Source organism: Streptomyces sp. NPDC002701 (genome assembly GCF_042889045.1).
Classification (GTDB): Bacteria; Actinomycetota; Actinomycetes; order Streptomycetales; family Streptomycetaceae; genus Streptomyces.
Window position 1 is genome coordinate 56,993 of sequence record NZ_JBIAQL010000027.1, and the last position, 17,438, is coordinate 74,430.

Consider the following 17,438-nt stretch of genomic DNA (forward strand, 5'->3'; position numbering starts at 1 on the left):
ACGACCCGGAGCCGCGGATACAAGGAGGTACGCCGTGAGCACTGCCGGAACCGCATCGGCACCCGAGGGAACACCCCGGCCGGCCCAGGAGCAGCAGCTCCCCCCGGCGGAACCCGGCTCGCTCCTGCTGCAGGACCAGCTCTGCTTCGCCCTCTACGCGGCCTCCCGGACGGTGACCGCCCGCTACCGGCCCCTCCTGGACGAGCTGGGACTGACCTACCCGCAGTACCTGGTCATGCTCGTGCTGTGGGAACAGGACTCGATCTCCGTACGGGACCTGGGCACCGCGCTGCAACTGGAGTCCAGCACCCTCTCCCCCCTCCTCAAGCGCCTGGAGACGAACGGCCTGCTGCGGCGCGAGCGCCGGGCGGAGGACGAGCGCTCCGTCGCCCTGCGCCTCACCGACGCCGGAGTACGGCTCCAGGACCGGGCCGCGGCGGTCCCCCTCGCCATGGGCGACGCCATGGGCCTGACCCCGGAGCAGGACGCCACGGCCAAACAACTGCTCCGCCTCCTGACGGCCAACGTCAGCGCCCCCTAGGGACGGTTCGCGCATGCTGCTGGAGACCCCGCGGCTCGTCCTGCGGCGCTTCCGCGCCGAGGACGCGGCGCCGCTGGCCGCGTACCGGTCCGATCCCGAGGTGGCCCGCTACCAGGGCTGGTCCGCGCCCGTGGCCCTGGAGGCGGCCGCCCGGCTCGTGCGGGCACTCGCCGCGGGGTCGCCGCAGGAACCGGGCTGGTTCCAGTACGCGGTCGAGCTCAGGGCCGATCACTGCCTGGTGGGGGACGTCGGGGTCCGCCTGCACGAGAACCGGCTGCAGGCCGAGATCGGGTTCACCCTGGCCGCCGCCCGGCAGGGGCACGGCTACGCGGCGGAAGCCGTGGGGGCGGTGCTCGACGACCTGTTCGGGCGCCGCGGACTGCACCGGGTCTCCGCCGAGTGCGACGTCCGCAACATCCGCTCGGCCCGCCTGCTGCGGCGGCTCGGATTCGTCCAGGAGGGCCTGCTCCGGCACGGCAGCTGGATCAAGGGCGAGTGGACCGACGACCTGCTGTTCGGCCTGCTGTCCTCCGACCGGCGCCCGCCGCCCGGAGCCACCGGGTAGTCACTCCCCGCCGGTCGGGCCGCCCCGGGACGCCGAGGAGACGCACGTCACATCCGCTCGTGTCACACTTTCCGCGCCGTTCCTGTCCTTGGTGTGTAACCCGATACCAGGCAGAGGAGCACAGCATGGAAGCCCGTCTGAACCTCATGGCCCACCCGGCCACGGCCACGTTCATCAAGCACCTCAGCTCGGCAGGCAAGGTCGTCTCGGACCTCGGCCTGCCGGTCACGACACAGGAACTGGTGAAGATCCGCGCGAGCCAGATCAACGGCTGCGGCTTCTGCACCGACATGCACAGCAAGGAGGCGACCGCGGCCGGCGAGACCCAGGTACGGCTCAACCTCGTCGCTGCTTGGCGGGAGGCGACGGTCTTCACCGAGGCCGAGCGTGCCGCGCTCGAACTGGCGGAGCAGGGCACCCGTATCGCGGACGCGGCCGGCGGGGTCACGGACGAGGCGTGGGAGAACGCCGCCAAGCACTACGACGAGGACCAGCTGTCCGCGCTCGTGTTCCTCATCTCCCTCATCAACGCCTTCAACCGGGCGAACGTCCTCGTTCGGCAGCCCGCCGGGGACTACCGCGTCGGCCAGTTCGGATAGCGGTACCGAGGTGACGGTGCGTCCGTCTCGCCGAGGCGCACTGTCGCCCTCCGGGTGAACAGGCCATGCTTGCCCCGACGGACCGCCACGCACGACCGACGGAGCACGCATGACGACGGACAGGGGTACGCGATTCGAGGTCAGGCCGGCCGCCGGGCACATCGGTGCCGAGATCACCGGCGTCGACCTGGCCGCGGACCTGGACGACGCGGTGGTCGCCGGGATCAGGGCCGCGGTGCTGCGCTGGAAGGTGGTGTTCTTCCGGGAGCAGCGCCTGGACCACACCTCGCACGTCGCGTTCGCCCGGCGGTTCGGTGAACCGGTGCGGCTGCCGAGGCGAGGCGGCGCGTCACCCGCCGGCGTCCCGGAGGTCGAGACGACCGCCGACCGGCTGGAACTCGGCGGCCGGTACGGCATGGAGCACGACGAGTGGCTGCGCAGGCGCCGCCACTCGCTGCTGCGCGGCTGGCACTGCGACCACGGCGCCCGCGTCGATCCGCCGGCCGCGACCGTCCTGCGCGCCGAGACCGTGCCCCCGTACGGCGGCGACACCACCTGGTCCAACCTGGCCGCCGCCTACGCGGGACTCTCGGCTCCGCTGCGGGACTTCGTCGACGGGCTGCGCGCCGAGCACCGCCTCGGCGTCGGCTACCAGGCACGGCCCGGCGAGGACGCGTACGTACGCCATCTGCTGGACCGGCAGATCGCCACCGAGCATCCGCTGGTGCGGGTGCATCCGGAGACGGGCGAGCGCGTGCTGTTCGTCAACGGCTACTACGTGGAGCAGATCCTCGGCCTTACCCGTACGGAGAGCGCGCCGCTCCTCGAGATGCTGCTGGGCCAGGCGACCCGGCCCGAGTACACCGTGCGGTTCCGGTGGGAACCGGGGAGTGTGGCGTTCTGGGACAACCGGGCCACCATCCACCTGGCGCCGAGCGACACGGCCCATCTCGACCACCCCCGGATCATGCACCGGGTGATGCTGGCGGGCGAGGTCCCGGTCGGCGTGGACGGCAGGCCCTCGGCTCCGATCGTGGGCAGCGAACCGCGGCGCTGGTGAGCGGCGTACGGATCGCGGGTCGCCCGATCCCGGCAGGGCGCGCGGCCCGCCGTCAGTGCCCGGCGGACACGCGGGGCACGGCCCGTGACCGGGCCCGCTCGCGCACCCAGCCGTACAGCACCACCGAGCACACCGCCGCGAACGCGCACCACGTCGAGACGAACTCCGCCCGCCACAGCACCCAGCAGAGCGCCGCGCCGAGGGCCATCAGGACGCCCAGCACGCGCAGCGTCCGGTCGCCGGAGAGCAGCAGGGAGCCGATCGTGGCCAGCAGATAGCCCGCCACCAGCGCCTCCGCCCCGGGCAGGGAGACCGCGTAGCCGACGGTGTGGCCGCGGATGTCGGCCGTCACGTGATGCGTGGCGAGGCGGTAGGAGAGCACCGCCGCGGTGACGAGTCCCGCGACGAGCGGGACCAGCAGTCGCCGCACGGCATCCGGCGGTGCCACGCACAGCACTCCCACCGGCACCCACACCGCGAGCAGGGGCAGGGCGATCGCCGCCCAGGCCACGGTGGCGGGGCCCGCGCCCCCGCCCGCGCGCCAGACCAGGGACTCGACGATCTGGTGCGCGCCCAGCAGCAGGGGCAGCCCGGCCAGCGGGAGGACGGCCGCCCGGCGGACCCGCGCCACGCAGGCCACTCCGACGGCGGCGATACCGCAGCCGGCCACGAGGTCGGCCGTCGCACTCCAGCACATCGCGCCACCAGGGTTCATGGATCCGGGAGTCCGTGAATTCGTCGACTCCTCGACTCGTCGACTCGTCGATCCGTCGTCTCGTCACGCTACGGGCCCGGTCTTCGGGACACCGAGGCCGACTCGGCCGTTCGGCCCTCGCCCCGCCCCGCGGTCCGGCCGCGCCTCAGCCGGTCCCGGTCGACAACGCGCCGTAGTAGAAGCTGTGGTCCGAGTGGACGGTCCGGCGCACGCCGGTGGCGTGCCAGCGCACGGAGTTCCGCGTACCCCAGGCGAACAGGTAGTCGATCTTGCGGCCGTCGTCGTAGGTCGGCCGGGTGTACGGCGGTCCGGTCTCACGGCGGCCGTCCGCCTCGCTGCCCCCGTCGCCGTACAGGACGTCCAGCTCCGGCGCGTCGGGCAGCGCGTTCAGGTCGCCCGCCAGGACGACCGGGCCGTCGGCGCCGAGGGGGTGCGTGCCGTCCGGTTTCCAGTCGTCGCGGATGAACTCGGTCTGCGCCCGCCGCTCCCCCTCCCTCGTCGCGCCGACGCTCAGGTGCGTGCTGCACGCCGTGACCGGCGGGCCCGGCCGGGGCCCCTCCCCGGCGGCGCGCACGACGGCACAGATGATGCCCCGCTCACCGCCCCGGCCGTCCGGGTCGGGCAGCAGCGCCGGAGGCAGGATCCGCACGGCCGAGTGGAACAGGACCGTGTTCCCGTACGGCTGGCCGTCCGCGCAGTCCGTGCCGGTGTCCACGAAGGCCGCACGCATGCCCAGCTCCCGTGCGAAGCGCTCCCCCTGGGCCTTGCAGACCTCCTGGAGGCCGATGAACAGCCACCGGTCCATGCCGCCGGGCGTGAGGTCCTCGACGGCTTCGGCCTCTTCCCTGATCCAGTCGCCCGCGTCGCCCCGGTGACCGATGTTGCCGTAGATGTTGAACGTGCCGACGTAGTGGCTCCGGGATCCGTCCGGTACGGCGGCCGCCTCGGGCGCGGCACCGCTTCGCGCCGGGAGTGCCACCAGCAGGCACATGAGAGCCGTCACGCCCGCTCGGGCCGCGCCGCGTCCCCTCGTACGACGCGTTGTCATGGAGGGGACGATACCCGCGCGGGCACCGGACGTGCCGGGGCGAAGTGACGGGTGTGACCGACCCGTCCGTCCGCGGGTGCCCGCGTCAGCGGCGCCGGTACAGCGTGATCGAGTGCCCGACCTCGTCGACCGGTGTGCTGGTGTCGAGCAGTGCGGCCAGCCGCCCGTCCGCCTTCGCCGCCGCCGAGTCGGACACGACGAGCAGTCCGTGCACCTCGCCGAGGGGCGCCTTGAGCGGGTCGGACGCGTCGATGCCGTAGTACGAGGGCACGCCCGCGCCCTTGTGGACGAGCCAGACCCGCTCGCCGGAGTGGTGCCGGCGGAGGTGCTTCGCGAGGCGCCCCAGGTCCTGGCCCCAGTCGACGTTCGAGTCGTGCAGCCGCAGACGGGTCTTCGACGGTCCGCCGAACGCCTCGTTGGAGTACGGCAGGTAGTACGGGTACGTGCGCAGCGAGCTGACCGCCACGAAGCAGACCAGCGCCGCCGTCACCCAGTGGACCGTGCGCCACCGCAACAGCGTCACTCCGGCGGCGGCCACGGCCAGGAACATCGGCATGAACACCGCGTACCGCACGCCCAGGTCCCGGGCCCCGTTCATGGCGACGGCGAGCAGCACCGCCGCGGGGACGAGCACGTAGGGGGCGGCGGGGCGCAGCCGGCGCACGGCCAGGAGCGCCACGGCGCCCGCGGTCCACAGCGCGAGCATGCCGAGCGGTGTCTTCACCAGGAGCGCGGCCGGCAGGTAGTACCAGAGCGAGCCCTCGTACAGCCGCCCGAAGAGGAAGCCCTGCCAGACGTCGTACTCGAAGCCGAACTGGACCCGCATGCCGTCCCGGTACGCCTCGGGGAACGGCAGCCACGCCGCGACCCGGCCGCGCGTCCCGCGGATGTCCGGCACGTTCTCCGGCGGCGTCCAGCGCAGCTGCGGATCGACCACGAGATACGTCGCCCACACGACGGCGACCGCGATGACGGCCATACCGACCGCGGCGGCCCCGTACGCGAGGAGCCTCCAGCGGACGCGGGCGCCGGGGCCGGGCGTACCGCGGGCGTACCAGAACGAGAGGACGGCCAGCAGCATCAGCACCGGGATCACCGGCAGCACGCTCATCCTGGTGGCCGCGGCGGCGCCCGTCGCCACCCCGGCGAGCGGCACGTACAGATGCGGCCGCCGCCGTGCCCGCCACAACAGCCAGGCGGCGGTGAGCAGGAAGCCGGCCGCCGGTACGTCGAGCGTGGCCAGCGAGCCGTTCGCGATGACGTCCGGGGAGAACGCGTACAGGGCGAGTGCCACGAGTCCGCCGGCCGGTCCCGTGAGGTCGCGGGCGAACGCGAGGACGACCAGGCCGAGCAGAAGCGTCAGGACGATCACCGGGAGGCGTGCCAGCAGCATCAGGTGCCCGGGGTCGTTGCCCGACTCGTACAGCACGTGCCGGCCGAGCGCCTTCTGACTGCCGACGAAGGCGGAGTCGAGGCGCGCGTCGGTGAAGACCAGTCCGGACGCGATGATCAGCTTGCCCAGGGGCGGGTGTTCGGGGTTGTAACGGAGGCTGCGTTCCTTGAGGTACACCTCGGCCGTGGCCACGTACACCGGTTCGTCGATGGTGGGGGTCTGCTCGACGGCGGCGGTGACCATCGCGACCGCCATCTGGGCGAGGAGCACGACGACGGCCAGCGCGTACGGCCACCGCCGGCGCCGCGCATCGCGGACATACCGCTTCAACGCGTCGAGGAGGTGCGGTCGTTCGGCCGTCGACGGCGGTCCGGGCCGGCGGGGTGCGGTGTGCTCGTCGTCCTCGACCGGGACGGCCCGCGGCGTGCTCATGCGGCACAGCTTTCCACCAACCCTCCCCGTATGTGACGTTCTTGGGCCGGCCGAGCCACAAGTGTTGGGCGCTCCGTAACCGTGGTGACCACTGTGGCCTCTTGGCACGCGAGAGGAAATCCGGGACTCTGAACTGCACATGTCACAGGAGGCGTTGGCCCGCAGCGGGCCGATATGGAGGACGTTTGTGAACGGCAGACCGGCATCGAAGCTCTTCGGATCCCGGCGCTTGGGCCGGAAGTCTCTCGGGGTCGTGGCGGGCGCCGCGGCCCTGGTCCTTGTCTTCCCGGCCACCGCCCTGGCGGCCCCGCCCCCCGCGCTGCCCGCCAACGCGGAGAGCCTGGACCAGACGTACCAGCCCGCCTACGACTACGACGGGGACGGCTGCTACGCCACGCCCGCCATCAGCGCCGACGGGACGGTCAACCCCGGGCTCAACCCGAGCGGCGCCGTGAACGGCCAGTGCCGTGACGCCTCGGACCTGGACAACACCAACACCTACTCGCGCTCCAAGTGCAACAACGGCTGGTGCGCGATCGTCTACGCGTCCTACTTCGAGAAGGACCAGGCCGTGGCCGGCAGCGGGCTCGGCGGGCACCGGCACGACTGGGAGCACGTCGTCGTCTGGGTGCAGAACAACCAGGCGGAGTACGTCTCGACGTCCGAACACGGCTCGTTCGTGGTGCACAACCGGTCGGCGATCCGCTGGGACGGGACGCACGCCAAGATCGTGTACCACAAGGACGGGATCAGCACGCACTGCTTCCGCTCCGCGACGGCGGGCGACGAGCCGCCGGAGAACCACAAGGGGACCTGGCAGTACCCGCCGCTGGTCGGCTGGAACGGCTACCCCTCCGGCGTGCGCGACAAGCTGACCTCGTACAACTTCGGCAGTGCGACGCTCGGCATCAAGGACAACACGTTCAACTCGCACCTCGCGTCGGCCAAGCCGTCGGGGATCGCCTTCGACCCCAACGCCTGATCACGCGTCACCCAGGCGGACCGTCCCGGCCCTCAGGGGCCGGGACGGTCCGGCAGGACCTCGGCGGCGAAGGCGGCGACATCCAGGACGAGCCGTTCCGGCTCCTCCCAGTACAGGGCGTGACCGGCGCCCTCGTACACCACGAACCGCGCGCCGAGGACCGTGTCGAGGATCCGCTGCTGGTCGGCGCGCGGCAGGATGCCGTCGGCGTCACCCCAGAGCACGAGCGTGGGGACGAGGATCCCCCGCAGGGTGGCCGCGAGGTCCGTCTCCAGCAGGCCGCGCACGGTCTCCCGCCACACCCGGGCGGGCACCTTGAGGTTCTCCTCGGCGAGGGTCGCGAGGAGTCCGCGGCCCGGCGGCCGGGCCGTGAGACCGCTCAGCCGCTCCTCCACGAAGGCACGCGGCACAGGGTCGACGAGGCCCTGGACCTTCTCCCGCAGAGCCTTCGCACCGGGCTTGTCGGCGAGGACGGCCGGGACGCCCGCCAGCACGAGGCCCGCCACCCGGTCGGGGTGGCTGCCCGCGACCAGCCTCGCGGCGACACCGCCGCTCGACGCGCCGACCAGGACCGCCCGGCGCACACCCACGGCGTCGAGGAACTCCACGAGGTCACCGGCGAAGTCCCGTGGACCGTAGCCGTCCGGGGGCCGTTCGGCGTCGCCGTGGCCCCGCTGGGTGGGAGCGTATCCGCGCAGGGCGGCGGGGAGCCGCCGGAGCAGCGGTTCGAACGTCCACCAGGAGTCCGCGAGGCCGTGCACGAAGACGACGGGGACGCCCTCCGGGTGTCCCGCCTCCGCGTACGGGAGGACGAGCCCGCTCCTGAGCCGGGCGGCCCGCACCGCGATCGTGCTCACGGCGGCCCTCCTGACGTCGGTCGGCTCCCGAGCACCTCTCGCACTCCCCGCCCGCGGACCGCCGGGGGGCGCGACGATCTCTCTCATCGTAATGAGGGGCAGGCGGGTCCGCCCGTCCACGAACGTCCACTAACGTCCACTAACGGGCGGACCCGTCTGCCCGCCGGAAGCGACCGCACCCGACGGTCGCCCCCGGGCCCGGCAGCGGCGATTTCCGGTCGAACCCCCGGGGGCCGAGGACGGCCACTGCGCGGGAGCGGGGCCGCGACCGCCCCCGCCGGGGAACCTGCCCGCCGGCGTCACGTCGCCGCCGGGCGACCCGTGCGGCGGACCGAACGACCCGCACCGCAATCCCGACATAACGATCATGGCTTCCGGCGTCCCGGACCGCCGTCCGCCGGGCACCGGTCACGGCCCGGCCTGGTACAGCGGCTGCCGGCCGCTCCGGCGGACCGGCCCGCGGTACCGGACGCCGCATGCCGGCGCCGGGCGCGACGCGACGGACCACGCCCGCGGCACCCCTCCTCCGCCGCCGTCGGCAAGCGCTTCCCGCAACCGCTTCCCGCTCGACGGACCGGAACGGCTCGGTGACCCTCTGAAAGACAATCAGGTCAGGCCGATCGACCGTTCGTGACCCAACCCCCGGCGTCGTGGGCTAGATTTCGAACGCCCTCGGTTCCGGCCTCCATCGGAGGGGCGCTCTGAGGAGATTCTGGAGCGGCACATGCACCCCTTGGAAGTAGCCAGACAGGCCCCGCCCTCGATGCAGGGAGGACTCGCCGACAGTCTCTTCGAGACAGCGGAACGCGACCCCCTCCTGCCGCAGCTGGCACGCCGCTCCGACACCTCCCCCGCGACCTGGTCGCAGATCACCGCGGTCGAACTGCGGGACGAAGTGGTGGACGTCGCACGGGGCTTCATCGCGGCCGGCATCTTCCCCGGCCACCGGGTGGCCGTCATGGCACGCACCCGCTACGAGTGGACCGTACTCAGCTACGCCCTGTGGACGGTCGGCGCCGAGCTCGTCCCCATCTACCCCACCTCCTCGCACGAGCAGGTCGGCTGGATCCTCCAGGACGCGAGCTGCGTCGCCGTGGTGGTGGAGGACGAACAGGGCATCATGACGGTCGGCTCGGTGTGCGCCTCACTGCCGGCCCTGCGGCACGTCTGGCAACTGGACGCCGGGGCGCTGGCCGACCTGACGGAGGCGGGCCGCTCGGTACCGGTGACCACGGTCGAGTCCATGCGCCGGATCGTGCTGCCCGACTCGACCGCCGTCATCGCCTACACCTCGGGCACGACGGGCAACCCCAAGGGGTGCGCGCTGAGCCACAGCAGCCTGGCGAGTCCCTGCGACACCCTGCTGGCGGGGTGGGGACACACCGCCGCGCCGCCCGGTCAGCAGCCCGCCGTGCTGGCCTTCCTGCCCTTCTCGCACGTCTACGGCCTCATGATCCAGGGACTGTGCATGCGCGGCGGTGTCCTCATGGGCCACGAACCCGATCTGCGCGCCCAGACCCTGGTCGACGCCCTGTCGTCGTTCCGGCCCACCTATCTCTACGCCGTCCCGTTCGTCTTCGAGAAGCTCTACAAGAATTTCCTCCGCCAGGCGGAGGAGACGGGCCGCGGGGCCCTGTTCGAGCGTGCCGTGCGCACCGCGCAGGACTTCGCCGCGGCGAGCGAGCGGCAGCGGCTCGGGGCCGGCCCGGGCCCCGGCCTCGAACTGCGGCTGCAGCACGCCGTCTACGACAAGACGGTGTACCGCAAGCTCCGCGCGGCCCTGGGCGGACGCGTGTGCGGCGCCGTGTCGGGCGGCTCGCCCCTCAACCGCGAACTGGCCCTGTTCTACTCGGGGATCGGGATCTTCGTCCACGACGGGTACGGGCTCACGGAGACGAGCGGCGGCATCACGGCGCAGCCCGTCGGCCGGGAGAAGTCCGGCACCGTGGGCCAGCCCCTGCCCGACACGGAGGTCCAGGTGGCCGAGGACGGGGAGATCCTCGTCCGGGGCCCCTCGGTCTTCCAGGGCTACGTCAACGACGAGGAGGGCAACCGGGCCGCGTTCCGGAACGGCTGGCTGGCCACCGGCGACCTCGGCCGGCTCGACGACGAGGGCTATCTGAGCATCACCGGCCGCAAGAAGGACATCGTCATCACCAGCGGCGGCAAGAGCGTCGCCCCCGCCGCCCTCGAAGAGCGCCTGCGGGTCCATCCGCTCATCCACCAGGCGGTGGTCGTGGGCGACAACCGGCCCTGTGTGGGGGCCCTGATCACCCTCGATCCCGAGTTCCTCGCGCACTGGCGCTCGCTCCACGCCGTGCCCGGTGAGACGCACGACCGCGAACTGCGCGAGGAGAACGCCCTGCGGGAGGAGATCAACCGCGCTGTCGGCGCGGCCAACTCCACCGTGTCGCGCTCGGAGTCCATTCGCGTGTACCGGGTGCTGCCCGAGGCGTTCGACCTGGCCAACGGGCTGATGACGCCGTCCATGAAGCTGCGCAGGGACGCCATCGCGCACCGGTACGCGGCCGAGATCGACGCCATGTACCAGGCGTCCTCGCGCGCCCCCCGCAGCCTCCCGCCCGCCGCCGACCCATCGACCTGGGACGACGCGGACAACGTCTTCCGCTGACCGGACCACCACCGGAGGCGAACGGGGACCTCCGCCGGCCGCTCCGCCCACCCCGCCCCCTGCTCCCGCTTCCCTGAGGGCATGGGGCGGGCGACACCGGCATCACCCGAACCGACGCCGACATCACCTGAACCGACCCTGACATCAGCCGAACCGCCGACGGCATCGCGCCGGCCGCACACAGGCCGGCGACAGCCGCACGGCCGGGTCCCACAGGAATTTGTGTCGTGCACGCTTCTTGACGCCCGTTGATCGCGCGCCTTACTTTCGCCACGATTAAAACGATTCAATTCCCTGGGCCCCTCAGGGGTCCTCTTTGTGCTGCCCTCCAAGAGCGGACAGGAACCATGAACGACCACACCGCAGCTCACCGGACAGGTGTCCCGCGCCGCACCCTCCTCGCCGCCGCTGCCACGGCGACCGCCGCCGTCGCCGTCGACCGGGCGGCCCCCGGCCGCGCCTCGGCCGCCACCGCCACCACCGCCTCCGCCGCTTCGGGAGCACCGGGCGCCTCCCTGCCGTTCGACCGGCCGGGCCGGTCGGTGCGGCCGAAGTTCCGCTGGTGGTGGCCGGACGGTCTCGTACAGCCCGACGAGATCAGACGGGAGATCGACCAGATCGCCGACGCGGGCTTCGGCGGCGCCGAGATAGCCGCCGTGCACCACAGCGTCAAGGACACCTCGCAGCTGGACACGGCCCGCCACGGCTGGGGAACCGCCGCCTGGGTGGCGGGAGTCGAGGCCGCGCTGAGCCAGGCCGCCCGCCGCGGACTCACCGTCGACCTGACCGTCGGCCCCAGCTGGCCCGCCGCCGTGCCCGGCATCACCCCCGACAGCGACGCTGCCGTCAAGGAACTCGCCCACGGTGCGGCCACCGTGGCCCCGGGCGCCACCTACACCGGCCCCGTCCCGCAGCCCGTCCACGAGGCGGCGTCCGGCGTGACGAAGCAGCACCTGCTCCTGGTCCAGGCGGCCCGGGTGAACACCGCGCACTCCACCCGCAAGGAGACCGGTCTCGACCTGGACTCGGTGCGCGACCTCACCTCCGCGGTCACCGGCGGCGACCTGAGCTGGACCGCGCCGGACGACGGCACCTGGGTCGTGATCGCGTACTGGGTGCGCGGCTCCGGCCAGACCCCGGAAGCCGGACCGCACACCGACCCGCCCGCCTACGTCGTCGACCACTTCAGCGCGGCCGGCACCCGCGCGGTGACCGACTTCTGGGAGAAGCACATCCTCACCAAGGCCGTCCGCCGGCTGCTGAAGGTGTCCGGCGGCGCGCTCTTCGAGGACTCCATCGAGCTGGAGACCGACGGACTCCAGTGGACGCCGGGCCTGCCCGACGCCTTCCGCGAGCACACCGGCCGTTCCCTGCTGCCCCTGCTGCCCGCCCTGGTCCTGGACAACAGCAACCAGGTCTACGCCTTCGAGGCGGGCGTCACCCGTCAGATCCGGCACGACTTCTGGGAGACGGTCTCCACCCTCTTCAACAGGCACCACGTCACGGCGCTGCGCACCTGGGCCCACTCGCTCGGGCTCCGGCTGCGTTCCCAGCCCTACGGGTTGCAGACCGACGCGATCGCCTCGGCGGCGATCCTCGACATCGCCGAGGGCGAGTCGCTGGGCTTCAAGAACCTCGACGACTACCGGTGCCTGGCCGGCGGCCGTGACATGGCCGGGCACACGGTGCTCTCGTGCGAGGCCGGCGCGTACGCGGGCAGCGCGTACAGCACCACCTGGCAGCGGTTCCTGCGCACCATGGGCGGCGCCTACGCCGCCGGGGTCAACCAGACCGTCGTGCACGGCTTCTCCTACGCGCAGTTCCCGGGGGTCGGCTGGCCCGGATACGCGGCCTTCACCCCGTACAACGGCGTGGCGGGCTACGGCGAGTCCTGGGGTCCCCGGCATCCCACCTGGAAGCACGTCTCCGACGTCGCCGGCTATCTCGGGCGCGTCCACCAGGTGCTGCAGAGCGGCCGGGCCAGGGCGGACGTGGCGGTGTTCCGGCAGACCGGCTACACGGCCACCGGCATCGGCGCCTCCTGGTTCACCGCCACGGGCATCACCCTCGGCTGGACCCACCAGTTCCTCAGCGGCCCGCTCCTCGACCTGCCCTCCGCCACCGTGCGCCGGGGACGGCTCGCACCCGAAGGACCGGCCTACAAGGCCCTGTTCGTCGAGGGCGACTTCTTCTACGGCTCCACGGTCACCCTCGCGCTGAAGGACGCGCGTGCCCTGCTGCGGCTCACCCGTGCCGGGCTGCCGGTCGTCCTGCTCGGCGCCTGGGACACCGTGGTGCCCTCCGGCATCCCGGACGCCGGCGAGACCGAGGAACTCCGTTCCGTGGTCGCGGAGTTGCTGGCCCAGCCGCTGGTCCGCAAGGTCACCGACAAGGCCGCGGTCGGCGACGCGCTCGCCTCGCTCGGGGTGCGGCCCGACGTCCGTCACGCGAGCGCCTCGACCCTCCTCAACGCCCACCGGGTGGCCGACGGGGTCGACTACTACTACCTGGTCAACGGCAAGCACGCCGAGACGGTCAAGCCGCCGGTCGCCGCCGTCGACCACGAGGTCACCCTGCACCGCACCACGGCCAAGGGCGTGCCGTACGTGCTGGACCCCTGGACCGGCGGGGCCGAGCGGATCGCCCGCTACACCGAGGACGGCGACTCGGTCACCGTGCGGGTGACCCTCCAGCCCGCGGAGACCCTCGTCGTCGCGATCGGCCGGCCGGGGCTCTTCGGCGACCGGAACGGCGCCCGCCCCCACGCGGTCGGCAGCGAGGCCGACGAGGTGCGCTTCACGGACACCGGTCTCACCGTCCGTTCCGTGGCCGCGGGCACGTACCGGACCGTGCTCTCGAAGGGCCGGGCGGTGCGCACCTCGATCGAGGACGTCCCGGAGCCGACGGAACTGACGTCCTGGGAACTGCACGTCCAGGACTGGCGGCCCGGCGCCTCGGCGACCCGGACCACCGTCGTCGAGCACGACCTGACACTGGACGCGCTGGTGCCCTGGTCGCAGATTCCCGAACTGGCCGACGTCTCGGGCATCGGCCGCTATCGCACCACGGTCACCCTGGGCCGGGGGTGGACCGGCGGCCACGGCGCGCACCTGGAGCTGGGCACGGTCACCGACACCTGCCGGGTCACGGTCAACGGCCACCGGCTCGACCCGATCGACCAGATCCACCCGGTGGCCGACCTCGGCGGCCTGCTCGGGCGCGGGCCGAACGTCATCGAGATCGAGGTGGCCACCCCGCTCGCCAACCGCCTGCGCGTCAGCGACCCCGGGGTGTACGGGGGCCTGGCCCGCGCGGCGTACGGGCTGCTGGGACCGGTCCGGCTGGTCCCCTACGGGGAGGCGCGCGTCGGCTGACCCGGCCGGCCCGCCCCTTCGGCGGACACGTACGGGGGTACGGCGGCCGGTCCGCCCGGTGGGCGCGTACAAGGACAGCAGTCGGCCCGCGACCGTCTTCCGCGGTCGCGGGCCGACTGGGCGTTCCGGGCGGCCGGATGTTCCGGGCGGCCGGGCGTTCCGGCGCGCTCCTATCCGGCCGTCGCGGCCACCAGGGCGCCCTCGGGCACCGGAGCCGCCAGGACCGGTACGGGCAGCTCGCGGGGCGTCCGCCTGGCTTCCCGCAGACTGGGCGCGGGCACGGCCGGGACCAGCGGGGCGCGTTCCATGGCACGGACCCGGCGGGAGAACCAGACGATTCTTCCGCCGCTCCCCGTGGCACACCACCCCCAGCCGTCGCTCATGGCGGCGATGTGGGCGAGACAGCCCCGCGTCGCGTCCTGTGGATGGGACTCCCCGTCGATGTCCGCGACGGCCGTGATGAGGTGCTGGCCGTTCCACCACATCTCAAGGGTGGTGTTCTTGTCCGCCGCGTGTTCCGCGATCGTGCGCAGCAGCCTTTCGGCGCAGTGGCAGACAGGTTCGACGAGGTTCTCCAGATCCCAGTACCGCAGATGGGCGGCCAGAATGCGCCTGACCTGATCGACCCGCTCCGGACTGACTTCCACGTCGAGGTGGTAGTAGCAGGGCACTACGGTCTTCATCGTCGTTGGCTCCTCACCGGCGAAACTCCCGCTTCTCCTCGCCCAGGCAGGGCGAGCTCCGAACGCAGAGCGTGATCGGCGATTGCTTCTGAGTAATCCCCAGGGTGGGAGCGGTACTCCATTCGTGCAACCCGAGCGCCGGCCCGATGTCGTTGAAGCGACAACAGGACGGCGGGTGACCTCGCATGCACCATGAGTGAAGGTGTCGGCCGTCGTGGTCGGTCGGTGCCTCTTCGTGCACGGCCATCACGCACATCCGAAGGCGAACCGTGCGCATCCGAGGGAGTGGAAGGTGACCAGTGAGATGCTGCTGCCTGCCAAGGACGAAATAGCCAGGCACCTGGAGCTGTACCGGGCCTGGGAACGCATGATGCTCGCGGCCCCCGCCGACCGTGCCGCACGGGGCAATTTCGAGGACACGGGCTACACGCTCTGCGTCCTCATGGGCAAACGCTGCGCCCGCGAGGCCGTGCACGCCGCCGAGCGCTATCTGGCGGCCGGTACGGCCGTCCTCCGCCACGAACGGGTCAACGGCGGTTCACCGATGGGCGGACGTCAGGGGCACTCCGAGGAACTCGCGACGAGTCCCGCGACATAGCGGCGCCCGGCACGACCGCACGCAACTTCAACTGCAACGACGACGGAGGTGAATCCCATGACCGAGAACCCGGCAGACGGCCGCGTCCCCCCAGGTGGCCGCACGCCCGTCGTTCCGATCGGCCGAGTCCCCGTCGTCGACGTCCGTCCGGCCGTCGACCGCGGCAACCGTCCGGCGAAGGCGGTTCCGGGCGAGACGTTCCAGGTCAGCGCCGTTCTCTTCGGAGAGGGCCACGACGCGGTCGCCGCGAACGTCGTCCTGTGCGACCCCGAGGGGCGCGCCGGGCCGTGGACGCCCATGCGGGAGCTCACCCCCGGCAGCGACCGCTGGGGGGCCGACGTCACTCCTACGGCGGTGGGCGACTGGACCTACTGGGTGGAGGCTTGGTCGGACCCCGTGTCCGCCTGGCGCCGGTCGGCCCGCGTCAAGATCCCGGCCGGCATCGACGTGGGCCTGGTCCTGGAGGAGGGCGCCGAGTTGTACGAACGCGCCGCCTCCGGAATCCCGCCCGGGCCGGAGCGTGCGGCGGTGCTGAGCGCCGCGGACGCCCTGCGCGACGACGCGCGGCCCCTGGCCGCCCGTCTCGCCGCGGCCCTGACACCGGACGTGGACGCGGCGCTCGCCGAGCACCCCCTGCGGGAGCGGCTCTCCCGGTCGGACCCGCTCCCCCTGCGCGTGGAGCGGGAGCGGGCGCTGTACGGCTCCTGGTACGAGTTCTTCCCGCGCTCCGAGGGTGCCGTGGTCGAGCCCGGCAGGCCGCCGGTCAGCGGCACGTTCCGGACGGCTGCCGAGCGGCTGCCGGCGATCGCCGGCATGGGCTTCGACGTGGTGTACCTGCCGCCGATCCACCCCATCGGCACGACCTTCCGCAAGGGACCCAACAACAATCTCTCGTCACGTCGCGAGGATGTCGGGGTCCCGTGGGCGATCGGTTCGCCGGAGGGCGGGCACGACGCCGTCCACCCGGACCTCGGCACGATCGAGGACTTCGACGCGTTCGTCGGCACCGCGACCGCTCTGGAGCTCGAGGTCGCCCTGGACTTCGCGCTCCAGTGCTCTCCCGACCACCCCTGGGTGGAGAAGCACCCGGAGTGGTTCCACCACCGCCCGGACGGCACGATCGCGTACGCGGAGAACCCGCCGAAGAAGTACCAGGACATCTTCCCGATCGCCTTCGACGAGGACCTGCCGGGTCTGGTCCAGGAGACGCTGTGCCTTCTGCGGTACTGGATGGGACACGGCGTACGGATCTTCCGCGTCGACAACCCGCACACCAAGCCGGTCATGTTCTGGGAGCGGGTGATCGCGGACATCAACCGCACCGATCCGGACGTGGTCTTCCTGGCCGAGGCGTTCACCCGTCCGGAGGTCATGCACGCTCTGGCACGCGTCGGTTTCCAGCAGTCGTACACGTACTTCACCTGGCGCAACACCAAACAGGAGCTGACCGAGTACCTCACCGAGCTCTCCGGTGAGGCGGCCGCCTACATGCGGCCCAACTTCTTCGTCAACACCCCCGACATCCTCCCCGAGTTCCTCCAGCACGGCGGCCGGGCGGCCTTCGAACTGCGCGCGGTGCTGGCGGCGACGCTCTCGCCCGCCTGGGGCATGTACGCGGGCTACGAACTGTGCGAGAACACCGCCGCGAGGGCGGGCACCGAGGACTACCTCGACTCGGAGAAGTACCAGCTGCGGCCCCGCGACTGGGAGGCCGCGGAACGCGAGGGAACGTCCATCGCGCCGCTCATCACCTCGCTGAACAGGATCCGCCGGGAGCACCGCGCACTGCGGCTGCTCAGGAACATCCGCTTCCACGGGACCGACAACGACGCCGTGCTCGCCTACAGCAAGCGCGCCGGCTCCGACACGGTTCTGGTGGTCGTGAACCTCGACCCTCACCACACCCAGGAGGCCACGGTCTCGTTGGACATGCCGCACCTCGGCCTCGACTGGCACGCG

Annotated in this window: 14 protein-coding genes; 9 read left to right on the forward strand and 5 right to left on the reverse strand. The window is 72.3% G+C overall.

Annotated features, from left to right (window positions below; all coding sequences use genetic code 11):
* The first annotated feature begins 124 nt into the window (after positions 1-124).
* The 4 genes from ACFYXC_RS36950 (at position 125) to ACFYXC_RS36965 (ending at position 2,765) form a co-directional block, all read left to right on the forward strand.
* Positions 125-541 (forward strand): MarR family winged helix-turn-helix transcriptional regulator, encoded by a 417-nt coding sequence (locus ACFYXC_RS36950; protein WP_389556994.1) that lies wholly within the window; start codon positions 125-127, stop codon positions 539-541.
* Between the two features lie 13 nt (positions 542-554).
* Positions 555-1,106 carry a GNAT family N-acetyltransferase gene (locus ACFYXC_RS36955; protein ID WP_388906529.1) on the forward strand — a complete coding sequence of 184 codons (552 nt, stop codon included), beginning with the start codon at positions 555-557 and terminating at the stop codon, positions 1,104-1,106.
* A 125-nt stretch (positions 1,107-1,231) separates the two neighbouring features.
* Positions 1,232-1,705: a carboxymuconolactone decarboxylase family protein gene (locus ACFYXC_RS36960; protein ID WP_389556974.1), complete on the forward strand. Its 474-nt coding sequence runs from the start codon at positions 1,232-1,234 to the stop codon at positions 1,703-1,705.
* A 109-nt stretch (positions 1,706-1,814) separates the two neighbouring features.
* A complete protein-coding gene (locus ACFYXC_RS36965; protein WP_389556976.1) occupies positions 1,815-2,765 on the forward strand; it encodes a TauD/TfdA dioxygenase family protein in 951 nt (316 codons plus the stop codon).
* 52 nt (positions 2,766-2,817) lie between these two features.
* On the opposite strand, the gene ACFYXC_RS36970 is transcribed toward ACFYXC_RS36965, so the two are convergent.
* The 3 genes from ACFYXC_RS36970 to ACFYXC_RS36980 all read right to left on the reverse strand — a co-directional run bounded on the left by ACFYXC_RS36970 (position 2,818) and on the right by ACFYXC_RS36980 (position 6,353).
* Positions 2,818-3,462: a DUF6629 family protein gene (locus ACFYXC_RS36970; RefSeq protein ID WP_389556996.1), complete on the reverse strand. Its 645-nt coding sequence runs from the start codon at positions 3,460-3,462 to the stop codon at positions 2,818-2,820.
* A 163-nt stretch (positions 3,463-3,625) separates the two neighbouring features.
* A complete protein-coding gene (locus ACFYXC_RS36975) occupies positions 3,626-4,528 on the reverse strand; it encodes an endonuclease/exonuclease/phosphatase family protein (protein ID WP_389556978.1) in 903 nt (300 codons plus the stop codon).
* A gap of 85 nt (positions 4,529-4,613) precedes the next feature.
* The gene (locus tag ACFYXC_RS36980; protein ID WP_389556980.1) at positions 4,614-6,353 is read right to left on the reverse strand and encodes a phospholipid carrier-dependent glycosyltransferase; all 1,740 of its coding nucleotides are present in this window, start codon (positions 6,351-6,353) and stop codon (positions 4,614-4,616) included.
* A gap of 229 nt (positions 6,354-6,582) precedes the next feature.
* Between ACFYXC_RS36980 and ACFYXC_RS36985 the strand changes: the two genes are divergently transcribed.
* Positions 6,583-7,335: an NPP1 family protein gene (locus ACFYXC_RS36985; protein ID WP_388906514.1), complete on the forward strand. Its 753-nt coding sequence runs from the start codon at positions 6,583-6,585 to the stop codon at positions 7,333-7,335.
* A 32-nt stretch (positions 7,336-7,367) separates the two neighbouring features.
* Here ACFYXC_RS36985 and ACFYXC_RS36990 read toward each other — a convergent pair whose 3' ends face one another.
* Positions 7,368-8,192, reverse strand: coding sequence for an alpha/beta fold hydrolase (locus ACFYXC_RS36990; RefSeq protein ID WP_389556982.1), 825 nt, complete (start codon positions 8,190-8,192; stop codon positions 7,368-7,370).
* A gap of 724 nt (positions 8,193-8,916) precedes the next feature.
* On the opposite strand from ACFYXC_RS36990, the gene ACFYXC_RS36995 reads away from it, so the two are divergent.
* Both ACFYXC_RS36995 and ACFYXC_RS37000 read left to right on the forward strand, forming a co-directional pair.
* The gene (locus ACFYXC_RS36995) at positions 8,917-10,824 is read left to right on the forward strand and encodes an AMP-dependent synthetase/ligase (protein ID WP_389556984.1); all 1,908 of its coding nucleotides are present in this window, start codon (positions 8,917-8,919) and stop codon (positions 10,822-10,824) included.
* 347 nt (positions 10,825-11,171) lie between these two features.
* Positions 11,172-14,198, forward strand: coding sequence for a glycosyl hydrolase (locus ACFYXC_RS37000; RefSeq protein WP_389556986.1), 3,027 nt, complete (start codon positions 11,172-11,174; stop codon positions 14,196-14,198).
* Between the two features lie 170 nt (positions 14,199-14,368).
* Here ACFYXC_RS37000 and ACFYXC_RS37005 read toward each other — a convergent pair whose 3' ends face one another.
* Complete coding sequence (locus ACFYXC_RS37005) at positions 14,369-14,881, reverse strand: pep a2 (protein ID WP_389556988.1); 513 nt, start codon at positions 14,879-14,881, stop codon at positions 14,369-14,371.
* Between the two features lie 304 nt (positions 14,882-15,185).
* Here ACFYXC_RS37005 and ACFYXC_RS37010 point away from each other — a divergent pair, with 304 nt between their 5' ends.
* Entirely contained in the window at positions 15,186-15,479 is a 294-nt protein-coding gene (locus ACFYXC_RS37010; protein ID WP_389556997.1) for a DUF5133 domain-containing protein, read from the forward strand.
* Between the two features lie 57 nt (positions 15,480-15,536).
* The coding region (locus ACFYXC_RS37015) for an alpha-1,4-glucan--maltose-1-phosphate maltosyltransferase (RefSeq protein WP_389556989.1) at positions 15,537-17,438 on the forward strand (1,902 nt) is incomplete at its 3' end.